We start from the raw sequence: 18,045 nt of genomic DNA, 5'->3' as shown, positions 1-18,045 counted from the left end.
TGCGTCTTCAGTCTGACTGCCGACGCCCGGCGGTGCGCGCCATTTACACCGCTTACTTCGGCTGCGACACCGTGACGAGCGCCGGACGCAGCACGCGGTCGGCGATCACATAGCCCTTTTGCAGCACGCTGACGACGGTGTTGGCTTCCTGCTCCGACGGCACCATCGAGATAGCCTGATGGCGGTGCGGATCGAACTTCTCGCCGACCGGGTTGATCGCGAGGACCTTGCCCTTTTCCAGCGCGCCGCTCAGCTGCTTGAGCGTGAGCTCGACGCCTTCGTTGACCTTCGCGAGGTCATCCGAGCCGTGCGCGAGCGCGGCTTCGAGGCTGTCGACCACCGGCAGCAGGTGCTCGGCGAAGTTTTCGATGGCGAACTTGTGAGCCTTGGCGACGTCTTCCTGCGCACGGCGGCGGACGTTTTCCGTCTCAGCCTTGGCGCGGATGAAGGCGTCCTGCAGCTCGGCCACCTTCGCTTGCGCCTCGGCAAGCGCGGCGTCCGCGCCGCCTTGCTCCACCTGGCCGGCGTCGGCCTGCGGCTGTGCGGCGGCCTGGGACGCGTCGTCCGCGGGCGTGGGGTTCTGGCTCGTCGGGTTCTCTTGCGTGTTTTCCATGTCGCTGAACGTCGTTGAATAGTAAAAAGGGACACGAAGCACCGGCCCGTGCGGACCGTCTGTTCCGCCGCCCCGGCAGCCGTTGTGCCGGCGCGACAGATGCTTCGTACATTGCGACAGCACATGGGTGCCGGATCGCTTGTTTCAAGGGCTTTCCAGCGGTTTTTTATACAACGGTCAAACCGCCGAAACTGCCCGTTACAATCATTACCGCAGTGCGGAAAGATTGAAATTGAGTGCGCCGCCCACCTGACCTACACTCAGGAACAGGTGCTGCTCAATCACACGTATACCCTGAGCGCGGCACCGCACCGATTGAACCCGAAACCGGGTTCACCTGGCCGTTTTGGCGCGATCCCTTGGGGAGTACCGTGAAACTGACCTTTGCCATATCGGTGGTCGCTCTGGTACTCATCGCCGGAACCACCACCATCTGCATGTCCGGCGTCGTGAACGAGAACACCACCGAATACGGCGGCGTCCACGCCACGATGGAAGCCCTCTTCAATCCTCACGCGAAAGTTTGTCGATAGTGCGGCGGTCCCGCTTGGTCGGTCTGCCCTGCAATACGGCCGCCGGTTCGCGAAAGAGCCGGCGCCGTTCCTGCTCGGCCGCGCGCCGGGCGCGCCCGGCTTCGGTTTCCGCGTAAAGCGTCTGCGCCACGCTGGCCGGGCCGCGCACCTCGCAGATTCCCAGCACATCCACTTCCCAGACCACGTGATCGATTTCGAATTCCACGCGATCGCCCACGCGCACTTCCTTCGACGCCTTCACCGCTTCGCCGCCAATGCGCACGCGGCCTTTGCCGACCGCATCGGTAGCCAGCGAGCGCGTCTTGAAAAAGCGCGCGGACCAGAGCCACTTGTCGATGCGCAGTCGCGCGCCCGGCTCCGTCGAAATTTTGTAGTTCATACGTTGCGTCCTGATTAAGCGAAACGCGCTCGGCGCAGCAGCTTCACGCCACCGCGCCCGCAGCGTGCACGCCGGCGCTCGCCGCCTGCACAGGCCAGCCTTGCAGGTTTTGCGCCACGATCTCGCCGAGCGCCGCGATCCACGCGCGCGAGTCGTTCAGGCACGGAATACGGTGGAACTCCTTGCCGCCGCCGTGCAGGAATTCGTCGCGGACTTCCATGCCGATTTCCTCGATGGTTTCCAGGCAATCGGCCGTGAAACCCGGACAGAATACGTCCGCACGCCGCACGCCCGCCTGCCCCAGCTCCTTGAGCGTGGGCGCCGTGTACGGCTGCAGCCACTGCGCGCGCCCGAAGCGCGACTGGAACGTGACGCGGCACTCGACCGACGTGAGTTCCAGCGCGTGCATGAGCAGCGACGCCGTCTGCTGACACTGCTCGTGGTACGGGTCGCCGAGATCGAGCGTGCGGCTCGGCACGCCATGAAAGCTCAGCACGAGACGATCCCCGGCCGCGAAATCGGGTTTGCCGTGCGCGTTCCAGTATTGATGCACCTGCGCGGCCAGCGCGGCGATATAAGCCGGATGGTCGTGATAGCCGCGCAGCGTGCGGATCTCGGGCTGATTGCGCATGCGCCGCAGTGCAGCAAACGCGGCGTCGAAGGCCGTGGCCGTGGTCGAGGCCGAATACTGCGGATACATTGGCACGAGCAGGATGCGTTCGGCGCCCGCGAGCTTGAGCTGATTGAGCATCGCCGGGATGTCGGGCGTGCCGTAGCGCATCGCGTAATCGACCAGCACCGTGTAGTCGTTGATTTGCAGCAGATGGCGCAGCGCGTCGGTCTGCTTTTGCGTGTGCACGCGCAGCGGCGAGCCCTCGGGCGTCCACACGGCGGCGTACTTTTTCGCCGACGAGCGCCCGCGCAGCGGCAAAATCAGCGCGCGCAGAATGACCTGCCAGATGGGCGCGGGAATCTCGACCACGCGCGGGTCGGAGAGAAACTGCGCGAGATAGCGGCGCACGGCGCGCGGCGTGGGCGCGTCGGGCGTGCCGAGATTGATCAGCAGCACCGCAACACGATGCGCGACAGCGGATTGCAGGGGCCGCTCGAGGTCGAAACGCATAGGCGATCAGGGACGCCGCGCGAGCAGCGCAGCAACGGTTGCACAAGGGATCATTATAGCGGGCGGCTTCGGGTCAGCCAGGCGGCGGGCGGGCCGCGCGTGTGCGGCGGCGTACGTCAGGCAACGCAGCGCAGTTTGCGCCGCAACGTTAGCCATTCGGCTAATGGCGCGGCGCGCCGCTTTCGCCGATCATGGCCGGCAAGCCGCTCAGTTCTGGCTGAGCGTGAGCGAGAGCAGCCGCGCGGTGATGTCCACGATCGGAATCACGCGGTTGTAGGCCATGCGCGTCGGGCCAATCACGCCCAGCGTGCCCACGATCTTGCCGTTCACTTCGTACGGCGCGGTCACCACGCTCATTTCCTCGATCGGCACGAGTTGCGACTCGCCGCCAATGAAGATCTGCACGCCCTGCGCGTGGCTGGAGACGTCCAGCAGTTGCAGCAGGCTGGTCTTCTGGTCGAACACGTCGAACAGCTTGCGCAGGCGCGCCATGTCCGAGGACAGGTCGGCCACTTCGAGCAGGTTGCGCTCGCCCGAGATCAGCACGGTCTCGCCGGTGTCCGACTCCTCGGTGCTCGCGGTCACGGCGGCGTGCATGAGCGTGGTCATGTCGCCGCGCAGCGCGTCGATTTCCTCGCGCAGGCGGCGGCGCACCTCGTCGAACGAGAGGCCCGCGAAATGCGCGTTGATGTAATTGGAGGCTTCGATCAGCTCGGAAGGCGCGAAGTCGCGCTGCGTCGCCATGATGCGGTTCTGCACGTCGCCTTCGGGCGTCACGATAATCAGCAGGATGCGCTTGTCCGACAGGCGCATGAACTCGATCTGCTTGAACACGTGGCTGCGGCGCGGCGTGAGCACCACGCCGGCGAACTGCGAGAGATTCGAGAGCACGCTGGCCGCGGCCGCCACCACCTTCTGCGGCTCGCCGGGGCGCAGCGTGGTTTTCACCGCGCGCGTGAGCGCGTCCTCGTCGCCGGACGGCTCGACGGTGAGCATGGTGTCGACGAACAGGCGGTAGCCGCGCGGCGTGGGCACGCGCCCCGCCGAGGTGTGCGGACTGGACACGAGCCCCAGCTCCTCCAGGTCCGACATCACGTTGCGGATGGTCGCCGGGCTCAGCTCCAGCCCGGAGAATCGCGACAGCGTGCGCGAGCCAACCGGCTGACCTTCGGCGATGTAGCGCTCGATCAGCGTCTTGAGGAGGGTTTGTGCGCGGGGATCTAACATGACTGAAAATTTTAGCCTAATGCCGGGTTCGGGGCGAGTACGCACGCGGGCGCGCGGGCGGCGGGCCGAGCCGGCAGCGGGCCGCCGGCTGGCGGAACCCGCTACGCGGCGTAGCCCCCGAAATGGGTCGCTGTCATCGGCGCGTCACCGGCTTTTGGGAGAAAGGCGCCGCGTTGCGCGGGAAAAGCACCCGCGGGCGCATCGCCCGCGAGGCGGCGTTTTTTCGGCCGCCGCCCCGCCCGTATTGGCTCACAGGTTCCTTTTCGGGACCTGACTATGGTGTAATTGCGGCATGCAGATCCAGAAGATTGAGAGCCAGTTCAAGACGGTTGCGCTCGTCGGGCGCAGCAACACCCAAGGCATCGGCGAGCCGCTGATGGCGCTCGCCCAGACCATTTCGCAACGCGGCTTCGACGTCGTGTTCGAAGCGCAGACCGCCCAGGAAATCGGCGCCACCGGCTATCCGTCGCTCCAGCCCGCCGAAATCGGCGCGCGCGCGGACGTGGCCGTGGTGCTCGGCGGCGACGGCACGATGCTCGGCATCGGCCGCCAGCTCGCGCCCTACCGCACGCCGCTCATCGGCATCAACCATGGGCGGCTCGGCTTTATCACCGACATTCCGTTCTCCGACATGCAGGAGATCGTGCCGCAACTGCTCGCGGGCAGCTTCGAGCGCGAGGAGCGCTCGCTGCTCGAATCGCGCATCACGCGCGACGGCGCTCCAATCTATCAGGCGCTCGCGTTCAACGACGTGGTGGTGAACCGCAGCGGCTTCTCCGGCATGGCCGAGCTGCGCGTGCACGTGGACGGCCGCTTCATGTACAACCAGCGCTCGGACGGCCTGATCGTCGCCACGCCCACGGGCTCCACGGCTTACGCGCTCTCGTCGCAAGGGCCGATTCTGCATCCGCAGCTACAGGGCATCGTGCTCGTGCCGATCGCGCCGCACGCGCTCTCGAACCGCCCGATCGTGCTGCCCGACGACTGCAAGGTGAGCATCCAGATCGTCGCGGGCCGCGACGTCAACGTGAATTTCGACATGCAGTCGTTCACGGCCGTCGAACTGAACGACGTCATCGAGGTGCGCCGCTCGCGCCATACCGTGCCCTTCCTGCATCCGGTCGGCTATAGCTACTACCGTACGCTGCGCAAGAAGCTGCACTGGAACGAGCATCCGTCGCTGCAGGACGACCCGCAGGACTAAGCGCGCCCAAACCCGCCACAACCCTGTATAAACGGCACGCCAGCCCGACCCAAGACGCCATGCTCCGCCACCTTTCGATACGCGACTTCGTGATCGTCGCCGCGCTCGACCTCGAATTCGACAGCGGTTTTTCCGTGTTCTCCGGCGAGACGGGCGCCGGCAAGTCGATTCTCATCGACGCCCTCGCGCTCACGCTCGGCGCGCGCGCCGACGCGGGCGTCGTGCGCACGGGCGAAAGCCGCGCCGACATCACCGCCGAATTCGACACGCCGCCGCACATTCAGCAATGGCTCGACGAGCAGGCGCTCGCGCTGCCCGACGGCGAGCGCGTCGTCATGCTGCGCCGCGTCGTGGACAGCAACGGCCGCTCGCGCGCCTTCATCAACGGCACGCCCGCCACGCTCGCGCAGTTGCGCGATGTGGGCGAACGGCTCGTCGACATTCACGGTCAGCACGCGCATCAACTGCTGATGCGCCCCGACGCGCAGCGCGAGCTGTTCGACACGCACGCGGGCATCACCGACCTCGCCGCCGCCGTCACGCGCACGTGGCGCGATGCGCGCGACGCGCGTCTGGCCGTGCAGACCGCCATGTCGCGCGACCGCGAGCTGCAACTGGAGCGCGAGCGTCTCGCGTGGCAGCTCGCCGAACTCGACAAGCTCGCGCCGCAGCCGGGCGAATGGGAAGAAGTGAACGCGGAGCACACGCGGCTCTCGAATTCCGCGAATCTGATCGACGGCGTGCAAGGCGCGCTCGCGGCGCTCTCCGAATCCGACGACGCGATGATTTCGCATCTGAACTCGATCGTCTCGAAGCTGCGCGACCTCGCAGAAGTCGACAACGAACTCAACGACGCGCTCGCCGCGCTCGAACCGGCCGCCATCCAGCTTCAGGAAGCGTCCTATTCGCTCTCGCATTACGCGCAGCGTCTCGACCTCGATCCGCACCGGCTCGCGCAGGTGGAACACCGTCTGGATGCGCTGCATTCGGCGTCGCGCAAATTCCGTCTGCCGGCCGAGTCGCTGCCCGACGAACACGCGGCGCGCCGCCAGCAACTCGCCGCGCTCGACGCCGCCTCCGATCTCGACGGCCTGCGCGCCGCCGCGGACAAAGCACAGAACGCCTACCTCGCCGAAGCGCGCCGGCTGTCGAAAGCGCGCGCCAAGGCCGCGCAGACGCTCGGCGCGGCGGTCACGCAAGGCATGCAGGAATTGTCGATGGCGGGCGGCAGTTTCGAAGTGGCGCTCGTGCCGCTCGGCAACGGCTCGAATGGCGAGCCGATCGGCGGCCAGCACGGGCTTGAGCAGATCGAGTTCCGCGTCGCGGGCCACGCGGGCGTGCCGCTGCGCCCGCTCGCGAAGATCGCTTCGGGCGGCGAACTCGCGCGTATCAGCCTCGCGCTCGCCGTGATCGCCAGCGCCGCGAGCCCCACGCCCACGCTGATCTTCGACGAAGTGGACACGGGCATCGGCGGCGGCGTGGCCGAAGTGGTCGGCCGTCTGCTGCATCAGCTCGGGCAAGCGCGCCAGGTGCTGTGCGTCACGCACCTGCCGCAAGTGGCCGCGCGCGGCGATCACCATTTCCAGGTGTCGAAGTCCGGCGACGGCAACGGCGGCACGGTCTCGGTCGTCACGCCGCTCGACAAGCCGGGCCGCGTGGAAGAAGTCGCGCGCATGCTCGGCGGGCTGGAGATCACCGCGACCACGCGGCGGCATGCGAAGGAGATGTTGGCGGCTTAGGTTGGTGGCTTAGGTTGGTGGCTTAGGTTGGTGGCTTAGGTTGGTGGCTTAGGTTGGTGGCTTAGTTTGGCAACCTCGGTTGGCAGCTTCGGGCGCACAAAACACGGCATCCCGGATACCGCAACGCGGATGCGCGCGAACCGGCCTATAGTCTGTCCGGTGATCCGTTACGAATGAGGGCAACGAGGTGGATATGAAGCCTGCGCAGATCAAACCCGTCAGCTACCTGGAAAATCACGCGGCCGAGATTGTCCGCGACGTCGCGCAAAGCCGCGAGCCGCTGCTCATCACCGAAGACGGCGAGCCGAAGGTCATCGTGCAGGACGCGCAATCGTACGACGACATGCAGCAGACGCTCGCGCTGCTCAAGATTCTCGCCTTGGGCCGCAAGGAAATCGAAGCGGGAGAAGTCGTCGCAGCGAAGGATGTGTTCGCCGAACTCAAGCAAATGGACAAGGACGACGGCGTCGTATGAACGTCGTTTTTCTGCGCTCCGCGCGGGACGACCTGCAGGACTTGCGGCGCTATCTGCGCACGAAATTCGGCAATGAAACCTGGCTCGCGACCTTCGCGAGCATCGAAGACGCCGTCACCCTGCTCACGAAGTTTCCGCAATCTGGCGCGATCCCGCCCGAACTGGCCGAACTGGGTCTCCCCGGCTTTCATCAGGTGATCGCAGGCATGAACCGGATCGTGTATCAGATCGACGATCCGGACATCGTCGTCCACTTGATCGTCGATACACGGCGGGATCTGAAAGACGTGCTGGCGCGGCGTCTGCTGAAAGCCTGACGCCTCCCCTCACCCTTCCCCAAACACCCGCTTCCACAACGCGAGCACGGTCTCGCGCTCGCGCTCGACGCGCGCCGGATCGACGCGCGCCGTCTCCATGCCGTCGAGCCGCAGCTGATGCTGAAGCTTGCGATACAGCCGGTACGCCGCGCCGATCGTGTCCGCCTCCTCCTCGCTCATCAGCCCGAAGCGCGACACCTCGCGCAGCAGCGCGATATTGCCGGTATTGCGGATCAGCTCCGGGTCCTGCGCCGCGTGCAGCAGCACCCAGTACTGCACGAGAAATTCGATATCCACCATGCCGCCGCGATCGTGCTTCAGATCGAACAGCTCGGTGCGGTTCGGATGGCCGTCCTCGACGCGCTGACGCATCTGCACGATCTCCTGCGCGAGCGGCGCGGCGTCGCGCGGCGTGGTGAGCACCTGCACGCGGATCGCCTCGAACGCATGGCCGATGCCCGCGTCGCCCGCCGAAAAACGCGCGCGCGTCAGCGCCTGGTGCTCCCACACCCACGCCGTATTCGCGGCGTCGCCTTCGCGTAGCTGATAGCGGCGGAAGGCGTCGAGATCGGTGACGAGCAGCCCCGATTCGCCGTTCGGCCGCAGCCGCAGATCGACGTCGAACAGCGTCCCCGCGCCCGTCGCGGTCGTGAGCCAGGTGATCAGGCGGCGCGCGAAAGTCGCGTAGATTTCGGCGGCGCGCTCGTCCTCGTCGTCGTAGAGAAAGATGATGTCGAGGTCCGACGCGTAGCCCAGTTCCTTGCCGCCCAGCTTGCCGTACGCGATCGCCGCGAAGCGCGGCACCTCGCGGTGGCGTTTCGCGAACTGCTTCCAGACGGTTTCGATGGTCGCGTCGAGCACCGCGTCGGCGAGTTCCGAGAGGCGGTCGCTCACGTGCTCGACCGAGAGCCGTCCGGCCAGGTCGTTGAGCAGGATGCGGAACACTTCGGCCTGGTGCGCGTGGCGCAGCAAGTCCATTTGCTGCTCGACATCGGCGGCGGCCGCGAGGCGCGCGCGCAGCAGGCGCGAAAACTCGGGCCAGTCGAACGGCGAGGAAATCGCCTCGTCGTCGAGCAGTTCATCGAGCAGTTGCGGATGGCGAATCAGATAGCCCGACGCCCAGCGCGACGCGCCGAGCACCTTGAGCACGCGGTCGAGCGCATCCGGGTATTCGGTCAGCAGCGCGAGATAGGCGCCGCGCCGGATCACCGTTTCGAGCAGGTCGAACATGCGCGCAAGCGTGACGCCGCGCCGCGCGCGCGGCTCCAGCGTGCGCGCCGCGTCGAGCGCGCGCTGCGCGACGACGTCGAAGCGCTCGCGGCTCTTCTCGGGCAGGCCCGTGTAGCGCGCCGAGGTCCACAGCCCGCGCAGGCGCGCAAGCAGCGGCGCCGGATCGTCGATACCGAGTTCCGCGAGACGTTCGAGCAGGGCGCCGTCCGCGCTTTCCTCGGCGAGCGCGCCGCTCCACACCCACGCCGCCGCGCCGTCCTCAGGCGCGCCGCAGCCGCTTTCGCCGGCCACCTTGTCGGAGAAAATCTGGTCGAACTGGTGCTCGACCTTTTCGCGGTGCGCGTCGAGCACGCTCATCAGCGTGGCGTAGTCGGCGAATCCCATCGACTTCGCGAGCGCCGCGCGTTCGGCGTCGTCGACGGGCATCGCGTGCGTCTGCGCGTCGTCGCGGTATTGCAGGCGGTGCTCCAGCTCGCGCAAAAAGTTATAGGCGAGCGTGAGGTCGTGGCAGACCTCGGGCGCGATCAAGCCGCGCGCCGCCGCGTAGCCGAGCACGGCGAGCGTCGGGCGCACGCGAAAGCCCGCGTCCTGGCCGCCGCGAATCAGCTGGAACACCTGCGCGCTGAATTCGATTTCGCGGATGCCGCCGCGCCCGAGCTTGATGTCGTCGGCCTTGTCGGGGCGCATCATGGCGCGGCGCTGCGCTTCCTGACGGATCTGCAGATGCAGCGAGCGGATCGCGCTGATCACGCCGAAATCCAGGTAACGCCGGTACACGAAGGGCTTCACGAGCGAATCGAGTTGCGTGGCGAGGCGCTGCGCGCTGTCGCTTTCGCGCTCCGACACCAGCCGCCCCTTGATCCACGCGTAGCGCTCCCACTCGCGGCCCTGCACGTAGAAATATTCCTCCAGCATGCCGAGGCTGCACACGAGCGGGCCCGAGTCGCCGTTCGGCCGCAGCCGCATGTCGACGCGGAACACGAAGCCGTCCGCGGTCACGTCCGAGAGCGCGCCGATCAGCCGCTTGCCCACGCGCGTGAAGTAATCCTGAGTGGCGATCGGCGAGCGCTGGCCGCCGGTGGTTTCGCCGTCGTCTTCGTAGACGAAGATCAGGTCGATATCCGACGACACATTGAGCTCGCGCCCACCGAGCTTGCCCATGCCGACCACGCCGAGCGTGAGCTTTTCGCCGTTCGGGCCGCGCGGCTCGCCGAACACGGTTTCGAGATCGGCGCTCACGACCGCCAGCGCGCGCTGGATCGTGACTTCCGCGAAATCGGTCATCGTGCCGGTGACTTCGGCGACGTCGGCGACACCGCCGAGATCGCGCTCCATCACCGCGCAGATTACTTCCACGCGCAACTGGCGCAGCGCGGTTTTCAACTGTTCGTCGGTGAGGGCGGTCGGTGCGATCGGTGCGATCGGTGCGGTCGGTGCGGTCGGTGCGATCGGTGCGGCCGGTGCTGCTTGAGCGTCTGCCTGAGCAGGTGCGCCGCTTGCTGCGTCACGCGTCTGGCCGCTCGCCTGCGCGCACAGCGCGTCGAGCCGCGCGACGATGCGCTCGCGCGTGAGCGGCGCGGCGGCGAGCGCTTCGACCTGGGCTTCGAGGCCGGGACGGGCCGCATAAGCGCGCGCCGCATAGCGCGAATAACTGGAACTCAGAAGGGGAATGTCAGTCATGAAAGCCTGGCCCGGCGGAATAAGCGGAGATAAACGTCGATGATCGCGCGGATGAAAGATGCACGGGAAAGGGAAAATACACGGGACGCACGTGGGACGCACGCAAAACACGCGCGAACCGCGAAGCGACGAAGATGACGCGCACGAGGATCCGCCATGAAGTTTTGCTGTGACGTTCCGTTGCAAGGCTTGCAAATGCGAGGCCCCGAGCCTGTGCGCAGGCGCCTCGCCCGCAACGTGGCGCCGGACACCGAAGTGCGCGCCACCCGCCCTGCCCGTCATGTAAAACGCCGCGCGCCACCGGCCATCCCGGCTTCCCCGGATGGCCTTGTATACGGCCCTGTGTGATACATTTCGTCGTCAGATCGCAACGCTACCATACCCCACCCGCCGCAGCATGTCCGAGCGTAACGACCCCGCCGGCCCGCACCCCACCGGACACGCCAGCCGGGAAAGTGCAGACGCGGGCTCCCAGCATCACCACCCGGTACTCCGTCACACGGCGCGCGTGCTGGCGTGCATCGCGCTCGTCCTGTATTTCATCGTTTCGGTGCTGCTGCTCGGTCTGCGCTACGTCGTGCTGCCGCATGTGGACGACTTCCGTCCGCGCATCGAAAAGCTCGTTTCCGACAAGATCCACGCCGATTTCCGCATCGGCAAACTCTCGCCGCACTGGTCCGGCTTCCAGCCCGGCATCGACGTGGCCGACCTCACGATCCGCAATCGCCAGGGCCAGCTCGCGCTGAACGTGCCGCACGCGACCGCCTCGGTGTCGTGGCGCTCGCTCGTGCTGTTCGAGCCGTTGCTGTCGAGCATGATCGTCGAGCGGCCCGACGTGCTGATCACGCGCGAAGACGACGGCACGCTCACAGTCGCGGGCGTGCCCGTACCCACCGCGCATACCGGCAACGCCACGTTCACGACCTGGCTGATGCGCCAGGAAGCCATCGTGCTGCGCGGCGGCACGCTGCGCTGGGCCGACGCCACGCGCGACGCGCCCGAGCTGAAGCTGTCCGACATCCGCCTCGCGATTCTCAACGACGGTTACGATCACCGCATCGCGCTGCAGGCGCCCGCCGAGGGCACGGTGCTGCACGGTCCGCTCGATTTCCGCGCGCAGTTCAAGCACTCGCGCCTCGCGCCCGCCGGCAAGCCGAACACCTGGAGCGGCAACGCCTATGTGTCGACCGGCCCCGTCGATCTGCCCACGCTCGCGCGCTACGTTCCGCTGCCGATCACGACCTATGCGGGACGCATCGACAACACCATCTGGGCGCATTTCGAGAACGGCCGCATCCAGTCCGCCGACGGCGTGCTGAGCGGCAACACGATCGCGCTGCGCGTGAAGCCCACGCAGCCTCTCCTCGATCTGCCGGTCGCCGGCTTCAACTGGCGCATGGGTCTCGCGCCCGGCGACTTCACGCTGCAACTGCGCGACTTCCACGCCGAACTCGGCCAGCCGCCGCTCGAAGACGGCACGCCGCTCGTGCGCACCCTCGCGCTCACCACGCTCGACGCGCGCTTTCGCCAGCAGACGCTGCAGGCGGGCCAGCTCGTGAGCGTGCGCGGCGACCGCATCGACCTCGGCATCCTCGCCGAATTCATGCGCGCGCTGCCGCTGCCCAGCCGCGTGCTGAACGCGCTGGTGCGCTTCAATCCGCAAGGGCTCGTCGCCGATTACGAACTCGCGCTCGAACGCGCCGCGCCCGAAGCGGGCGAAGCGGCCACCGAGCAGCGCTCGACGGCGGCGGAGCCGATCCTGCACTACCGCTTCAAGGGCGACCTGCAGGGCATCAGCGTGGCGGCGCAGGAACCGGGGCCGGGCCTCACGCCGCGCAATCACCCGCGCGCGGGCCTGCCGGGCTTCGAAAATCTCTGGGGGCATATCGACGCCGACGAGTCGCACGGCACGATCCGCCTCGACGCCTCGAAGTCGGCAGTCACGCTGCCGGGCGTGTTCGACGACCCGCGCCTGACCTTCGACCGTCTGTACGGCACGGCAAAGTGGACCGTGGCCGCGCAGCGCAATCCGGGCGACAAGCTCAAGGCCTTCGCCGTCGACGTGACCGAGCTGGGCGTGCAGAACCCGGACGCGAGCGCCAGGATGACCGCGCACTACACGAATCCGGGCCACGGTCGCGGCGCGCTCGACCTCGTCGCGCATTTCGACGAGGCCAAGGTCAACGCCATCGCGCGCTATCTGCCCACCAGCATCAGCGAGAAAACGCGCATCTATCTTGGCCACGGGCTGCAGGCGGGCATCTCGAAAGGTGCGACCATCGAGATTCACGGCGACCTCGCCAAATTCCCCTATTCGCGCGATCCGGACGCGGGCCAGTTCCGCATCGTCGCGCCGTTCCAGAACGGCCGTTTCGATCCGTCGCCGTATCCGCCCAAGACCATGCGCAACGGCGTGCCCAATGTGTGGCCCGCGTTCGACGGCATCGACGGCGTGTTCACGCTCAAGGAAAAGCAGTTGCGCTTCGACGTGGCGCGCGGCCATTACCGCGACTTCGTGCTGCGCGACGTGAACGGCCGCATCGACGAACTGGGCGTCAAGGGCTCGGACCTCGTGATCCAGGGCGCGGGCCGCGGGCCGCTCGCCGACCTGCTCGCCTATGCCGACAACAGCTCGATCGGCGCGCTCTCGAAGCACGCGCCCGCAAAGGTGCGCGCGCAAGGGCCGGCCACGCTCGCGCTCAAGCTCACGATCCCGCGCAAGCCGATGCCGAAGGTGCTGGTGGCCGGCGCGATCGGCTTCGAGAACAACACGCTGGCCGCCGACAACGTGCCGCCGCTCTCCGCGCTCAACGGCAAGGTGCGCTTCACGAACCGCAGCGCCCAGGTCGAGCGCCTCACGGGCCGCTTCCTCGGCGGCGACCTGCGCGCGAACGGCGGGCTGCGCGAGGACGGCCGCTACAAGCTGGACGTGGCGGGCAACGTGGCCGTCGATGCGGCGCGCGGGCTCAACCTGCACGGCACGGCGGCGGCGGTGCTCGACCGCTTCTCGGGCACGGCGCCCTACTCGCTTTCGGTCGACGGCGCGCGCGGCCATCTGCCCGACGTGAAGGCGAGTTCCGATCTCACCGATCTCGCGATCGACCTGCCCGCGCCGTTCGGCAAGGCCGCGGGCGCGCAGATGCCGCTGCGCTTCGATCTGCAACCGGGCACCGGCGACGCGGGCACGGTCGCCGGCGCCACCGACGACGCGAATTATCAGCACGCGGAACTCGCGCTCGGCCCGCTCGCGGCGCGTTACGTGCTGCGGCGCAATCCGGGCCATGTGCCGGACGTGGTGCGCGGCGCGATCGGCATGAACAAGCCCGCCGACCTGCCCGCCGAAGGCGTGACGGCGGCCGTCGACCTGCCCGCCTTCGACGCCGACGCCTGGCGCCTCGTAGTCCAGCAACTGCGCGGCAAGGCGGCAGCGAGCAACACAACCGCTGCGGCGGAACATGCTGATCGAGCCGATCACCGCGAAGCCGCCAGCACCGGCGCACCGGCGAACGCGGCCGCGACGGCCATGACGAACGGCGCCTCCAGCCCCGCCGCGACGAGCGCGGCCAACGCCGTGGCGAATCCGGCGAGCGGCGCGTCGGTCAATGCGCCGAACACGGCGTCGGCCAACACGGCGGCCAGCGCGGCAAACGTTGCCGCCGCCCCGCTCGCCCCCGGCGGCGCGTTCGCGCAGTACCTGCCGTCGCGCTTCGCGGTCCACGTCGGCATGCTGACGCTGCTCAAGCGCCACTGGGAAAACGTGATCGTCGGCGCCTCGCGCAGCGGCGAGCACGGCAACGAATGGCAGGCCAATCTCGCCTCGAACCAGGTCTCGGGCCACGTCTCGTGGAAACCGGGCGCCGTGCCGGGATCGCCGGGCACGCTCGAAGCGCGCCTCGCGCGTCTGGTCGTGCCCGCCGCGACCGAAAACGACCTGCTCGGCCAGGCCGTTTCGCAGCCCGCGCAGAACATGCCGTCGATCGACCTCGTGGTGAACCAGCTGATCGTGCGCGGCCGCGACCTCGGCCGCCTGCAGATCAACGCGCACAACTACGACGAGAACGGCGTGCCGGTCTGGCAGCTCGACAAGCTCGACATCCTGAACCCGGACGCGCACTTCACGGCCACCGAAAACTGGCGCGCGATCGGCGACGAAACCGCGCCTGCCGACACGGCCGGCGGCGCCTCGCAGACGCCGCGCCGCACCGCGCTCGATTTCCACGTCGATATCAAGGACGCGGGCAAGCTGCTCGAACGCGCGGGCGTGGCGCACGCCGTCAAGAACGGCGAAGGCACGCTGAGCGGCAATCTGGTCTGGCGCGGCGGCCCCTCGAAGATCGACTTCCCGACGCTCAACGGCAATCTCGCGCTCGACCTGCGCCACGGCCAGATCCTCAAGATCGATCAGGGCGTGGCCACGCTGCTCGGCGTGCTGAGCCTGCAAAGCCTCGCGCGCTTCGCGACCATGGACTTCCGCGACGTGATCGGCCAGGGCCTGCCCTTCACGAGCATCACGGGCACGGGGCAGATCGAGAACGGCATCGGCCGCACCAGCGACTTTCGGCTCGTCACCGCGCCGGGCCGCGCGCAGATGCAGGGCACCGTCGATCTCGCGCACGAAACCCAGGACCTGCGCGTGCATGTCGTGCCCACGGTGAGCGCGGGCGCGGGCGTGGTGGTCGCCGCGATCATCAATCCGCTGCTCGGTCTCGCGGCGCTGGCCGGCGACATCGCGCTCTCGCACACGGTCGAGTCGGCGTTCGCGCGCGACTACGCGATCACGGGCTCCTGGGCCAAACCCCACGTCGAGCGTCTGCGCGGCGATCAGGGTAAGATGGACACGCAGGTCCCGGCGGCGGCGCATTGAGGTCCGGATCACGGAACTCCTCCTTGCTGGCGCGGCCGCCCGAACGGGCCGGCAACGAACACCGTCCACTCACGAGCCGCCGATGAGCGAATCTCCCTCCCACGCCGCCCCGTCCACCCCACCGATCACCCCGTTCCGCGTCGCGGCGCTGCAGATGGTCAGCACGCCCGATCCGGCGCGCAACCTCGCCGAAGCCGAACGCCTGATCGCCGACGCCGCCGCGCAGGGCGCGCAGCTCGTGCTGCTGCCGGAGTACTTCTGCTTCATGGGCCACAAGGACACCGACAAGCTCGCGATCCGCGAAGCCTACGGCGACGGCCCGATCCAGCGCTTTCTCGCCGATGCCGCGCAGCGCCACGGCGTATGGATCATCGGCGGCACGCTGCCGCTGAAAGCGCCCGAGGAAACCCGCGTGCTCAACACCACGCTCGTGTTCGACCCGAGCGGCGCGGAGCGCGCGCGTTACGACAAGATTCACCTGTTCAACTTCGAGAAAGGCGCCGAATCGTTCGACGAGGCGCGCACCATCCGCCCCGGCACCGAGGTGCAGACCTTCGATGCGCCGTTCGGCCGCGTGGGCCTGTCGGTCTGCTACGATCTGCGCTTTCCCGAGCTGTACCGCCGCATGGGCGGCCCGGACGGCTGCGCGCTGATGGTCGTGCCGTCGGCGTTCACGTACACCACGGGCCGCGCGCACTGGGAGATCCTGCTGCGCGCCCGCGCGACCGAGAACCAGTGCTACGTGCTCGCCGCGGCGCAGGGCGGCACGCACGAGAACGGCCGCCGCACCTGGGGCCACAGCATGCTGATCGACCCGTGGGGCGAAGTCGTCGACGTGCTCGACGAAAACCCCGGCGTGGTGATCGGCAACCTCGACCTCGACCGTATCGCCGCCGTGCGCGCGAGCCTGCCTGCGTGGCGGCATCGCGTGCTCGACCGTGCCTGACGAACCCGGGCGCGCCACTTGAATTGAGCGCACCGCGCCCGAATCTTCCTTCACAGACTCATCGATTGATCCCACTGAGCGCATGAACATCATCGAACCCGGCATCCGCAATCTGGCGACCGCGAAGGACTTGCTCCTCACGCCCTACGGCCTCGACGAGGCAGTGCTCACGCGCACGCTCGGCGAGATCTTCACGCACCGCATCGACTACGCCGACCTCTACTTCCAGACCACCCGCAGCGAAGCGTGGAGCCTGGAAGAAGGCATCGTGAAGTCGGGCAGCTTCAGCATCGACCAGGGCGTGGGCGTGCGCGCGGTCTCGGGCGAGCGCACCGCGTTCGCCTACTCCGACGACCTTTCGCCCGAAGCGATCCGCCAGGCGGCCATCGCCACGCGTTCGATCGCCCAGGCCGGCGGCGGCAAGCAGAAGATCAAGGTGGCCACCTCGCTCAAGGGCATCGCGGGCCGCGATCTGTATCTGCCCTCCGACCCGCTCGGCTCGCTCGAAGCCACCGAAAAGGTCAAGCTGCTCGAACGCATCGAGCAGATGGCGCGCGGGCGCGATCCGCGCATCACCCAGGTGATGGCGGGTCTCGCGGGCGAATACGACGTGGTGCTGGTCGCGCGCAGCGACGGCGCGCTCGCCGCCGACATCCGTCCGCTCGTGCGCGTCTCGGTCACGGTGATCGCCGAACAGAACGGCCGCCGCGAAGTGGGCAGCGGCGGCGGCGGCGGCCGTTACGACTACGGCTATTTCACCGACGACGTGCTCAGCAAATACGTCGACGACGCCGTGCACGCGGCGCTCGTGAACCTCGAAGCACGTCCGGCGCCCGCGGGCGCGATGACCGTCGTGCTCGGGCCGGGCTGGCCCGGCGTGCTGCTGCACGAAGCCATCGGCCATGGTCTCGAAGGCGACTTCAACCGCAAGGGTTCGTCGGCGTTCGCGGGCCAGATCGGCCAGCGCGTGGCGGCCAAGGGCGTCACCGTGGTCGACGACGGCACGATTCCGAATCGCCGCGGCTCGCTCAACATCGACGACGAAGGCAACCCGACGCAGTGCACGACGCTGATCGAGGACGGCATTCTCAAGGGCTACATTCAGGATTCGCTCAACGCGCGCCTGATGAAGATGCCGGTGACCGGCAACGCGCGCCGCGAGTCGTACGCCGCGCTGCCGATGCCGCGCATGACCAACACCTACATGCTGAACGGCGACAAGGACCCGCAGGAAATCCTCGCCTCGGTGAAGAACGGCCTCTACGCCGTGAACTTCGGCGGCGGCCAGGTCGACATCACGAACGGCAAGTTCGTGTTCTCGGCGTCCGAGGCGTACATGATCGAGAACGGCAAGATCACCTACCCCGTGAAGGGCGCAACGCTGATCGGCAGCGGCCCGGAATCGCTCAAGTACGTGAGCATGATCGGCAACGACATGCGCCTCGACTCGGGCGTGGGCGTGTGCGGCAAGGAGGGCCAGAGCGTGCCGGTGGGCGTCGGCCAGCCGACGCTGCGCATCGACCGCATGACGGTCGGCGGCACGGTTTAAGGCCGGGGCGCGCGCAGGTCAGTCCAGGCGCGCGATGCGTGGCGATGCGGAAATTCCGCACCGCCACGCGGATTTTCTGCACCGCACCGCACAATCGCGCGGATAATCCGCTTTTTCGCGCAAACCCGCTTGCCAGCCGCGAGAGCGCCGGGGTATAAAGGCAATC

Annotated in this window: 13 protein-coding genes; 8 read left to right on the top strand and 5 right to left on the bottom strand. The window is 67.8% G+C overall.

The window, feature by feature from the left end; genetic code table 11:
* Positions 1–52: 52 nt before the first annotated feature.
* Positions 53–613, bottom strand: coding sequence for a nucleotide exchange factor GrpE (gene grpE / locus SB764_RS18715; RefSeq protein WP_065057162.1), 561 nt, complete (start codon positions 611–613; stop codon positions 53–55).
* 371 nt (positions 614–984) lie between these two features.
* On the opposite strand from grpE, the gene SB764_RS18710 reads away from it, so the two are divergent.
* The gene (locus SB764_RS18710; RefSeq protein WP_167371393.1) at positions 985–1,146 is read left to right on the top strand and encodes a hypothetical protein; all 162 of its coding nucleotides are present in this window, start codon (positions 985–987) and stop codon (positions 1,144–1,146) included.
* On the opposite strand, the gene SB764_RS18705 is transcribed toward SB764_RS18710, so the two are convergent.
* The 3 genes from SB764_RS18705 to hrcA form a co-directional block, all read right to left on the bottom strand.
* Positions 1,118–1,525, bottom strand: coding sequence for an RNA-binding S4 domain-containing protein (locus SB764_RS18705; RefSeq protein ID WP_065057160.1), 408 nt, complete (start codon positions 1,523–1,525; stop codon positions 1,118–1,120). The two genes, SB764_RS18710 and SB764_RS18705, sit on opposite strands and share 29 nt — an antisense overlap.
* A gap of 43 nt (positions 1,526–1,568) precedes the next feature.
* On the bottom strand, positions 1,569–2,648 hold the full coding sequence (gene hemH, locus SB764_RS18700) for a ferrochelatase (protein WP_065057159.1): 1,080 nt from the start codon (positions 2,646–2,648) through the stop codon (positions 1,569–1,571).
* Between the two features lie 207 nt (positions 2,649–2,855).
* Positions 2,856–3,875, bottom strand: coding sequence for a heat-inducible transcriptional repressor HrcA (hrcA, locus tag SB764_RS18695; protein WP_065057158.1), 1,020 nt, complete (start codon positions 3,873–3,875; stop codon positions 2,856–2,858).
* 292 nt (positions 3,876–4,167) lie between these two features.
* Here hrcA and SB764_RS18690 point away from each other — a divergent pair, with 292 nt between their 5' ends.
* From SB764_RS18690 to SB764_RS18675, 4 genes are all read left to right on the top strand, one after another.
* Entirely contained in the window at positions 4,168–5,079 is a 912-nt protein-coding gene (locus SB764_RS18690; protein WP_065057157.1) for an NAD kinase, read from the top strand.
* Positions 5,080–5,138: 59 nt separating this feature from the next.
* Entirely contained in the window at positions 5,139–6,818 is a 1,680-nt protein-coding gene (gene recN / locus SB764_RS18685) for a DNA repair protein RecN (RefSeq protein WP_183038531.1), read from the top strand.
* 193 nt (positions 6,819–7,011) lie between these two features.
* Entirely contained in the window at positions 7,012–7,293 is a 282-nt protein-coding gene (locus SB764_RS18680; RefSeq protein WP_065057155.1) for a type II toxin-antitoxin system Phd/YefM family antitoxin, read from the top strand.
* Positions 7,290–7,610: a type II toxin-antitoxin system RelE/ParE family toxin gene (locus tag SB764_RS18675; protein WP_065057154.1), complete on the top strand. Its 321-nt coding sequence runs from the start codon at positions 7,290–7,292 to the stop codon at positions 7,608–7,610. Before SB764_RS18680 ends, SB764_RS18675 begins: the two co-directional genes overlap by 4 nt.
* A 9-nt stretch (positions 7,611–7,619) precedes the next feature.
* Here the strand turns inward: SB764_RS18675 and glnE are convergent, their stop codons facing one another.
* Positions 7,620–10,520 (bottom strand): bifunctional [glutamate--ammonia ligase]-adenylyl-L-tyrosine phosphorylase/[glutamate--ammonia-ligase] adenylyltransferase, encoded by a 2,901-nt coding sequence (gene glnE, locus SB764_RS18670; protein ID WP_410864294.1) that lies wholly within the window; start codon positions 10,518–10,520, stop codon positions 7,620–7,622.
* Between the two features lie 397 nt (positions 10,521–10,917).
* Here glnE and SB764_RS18665 point away from each other — a divergent pair, with 397 nt between their 5' ends.
* The 3 genes from SB764_RS18665 (at position 10,918) to tldD (ending at position 17,879) form a co-directional block, all read left to right on the top strand.
* Positions 10,918–15,384: a YhdP family protein gene (locus tag SB764_RS18665; RefSeq protein ID WP_410864292.1), complete on the top strand. Its 4,467-nt coding sequence runs from the start codon at positions 10,918–10,920 to the stop codon at positions 15,382–15,384.
* A gap of 82 nt (positions 15,385–15,466) precedes the next feature.
* On the top strand, positions 15,467–16,330 hold the full coding sequence (locus SB764_RS18660) for a carbon-nitrogen hydrolase family protein (RefSeq protein WP_065057152.1): 864 nt from the start codon (positions 15,467–15,469) through the stop codon (positions 16,328–16,330).
* Positions 16,331–16,412: 82 nt separating this feature from the next.
* Positions 16,413–17,879, top strand: coding sequence for a metalloprotease TldD (tldD, locus tag SB764_RS18655; RefSeq protein WP_065057151.1), 1,467 nt, complete (start codon positions 16,413–16,415; stop codon positions 17,877–17,879).
* Positions 17,880–18,045 lie beyond the last annotated feature (166 nt).

Origin of the sequence: Paraburkholderia sp. SIMBA_027, from assembly GCF_046535315.1 — a bacterium.
Taxonomy (GTDB): domain Bacteria; phylum Pseudomonadota; class Gammaproteobacteria; order Burkholderiales; family Burkholderiaceae; genus Paraburkholderia; species Paraburkholderia tropica.
The sequence above is the reverse complement of the archived record's forward strand: the minus strand, read 5'-3'. Positions and strand labels throughout refer to the sequence as shown.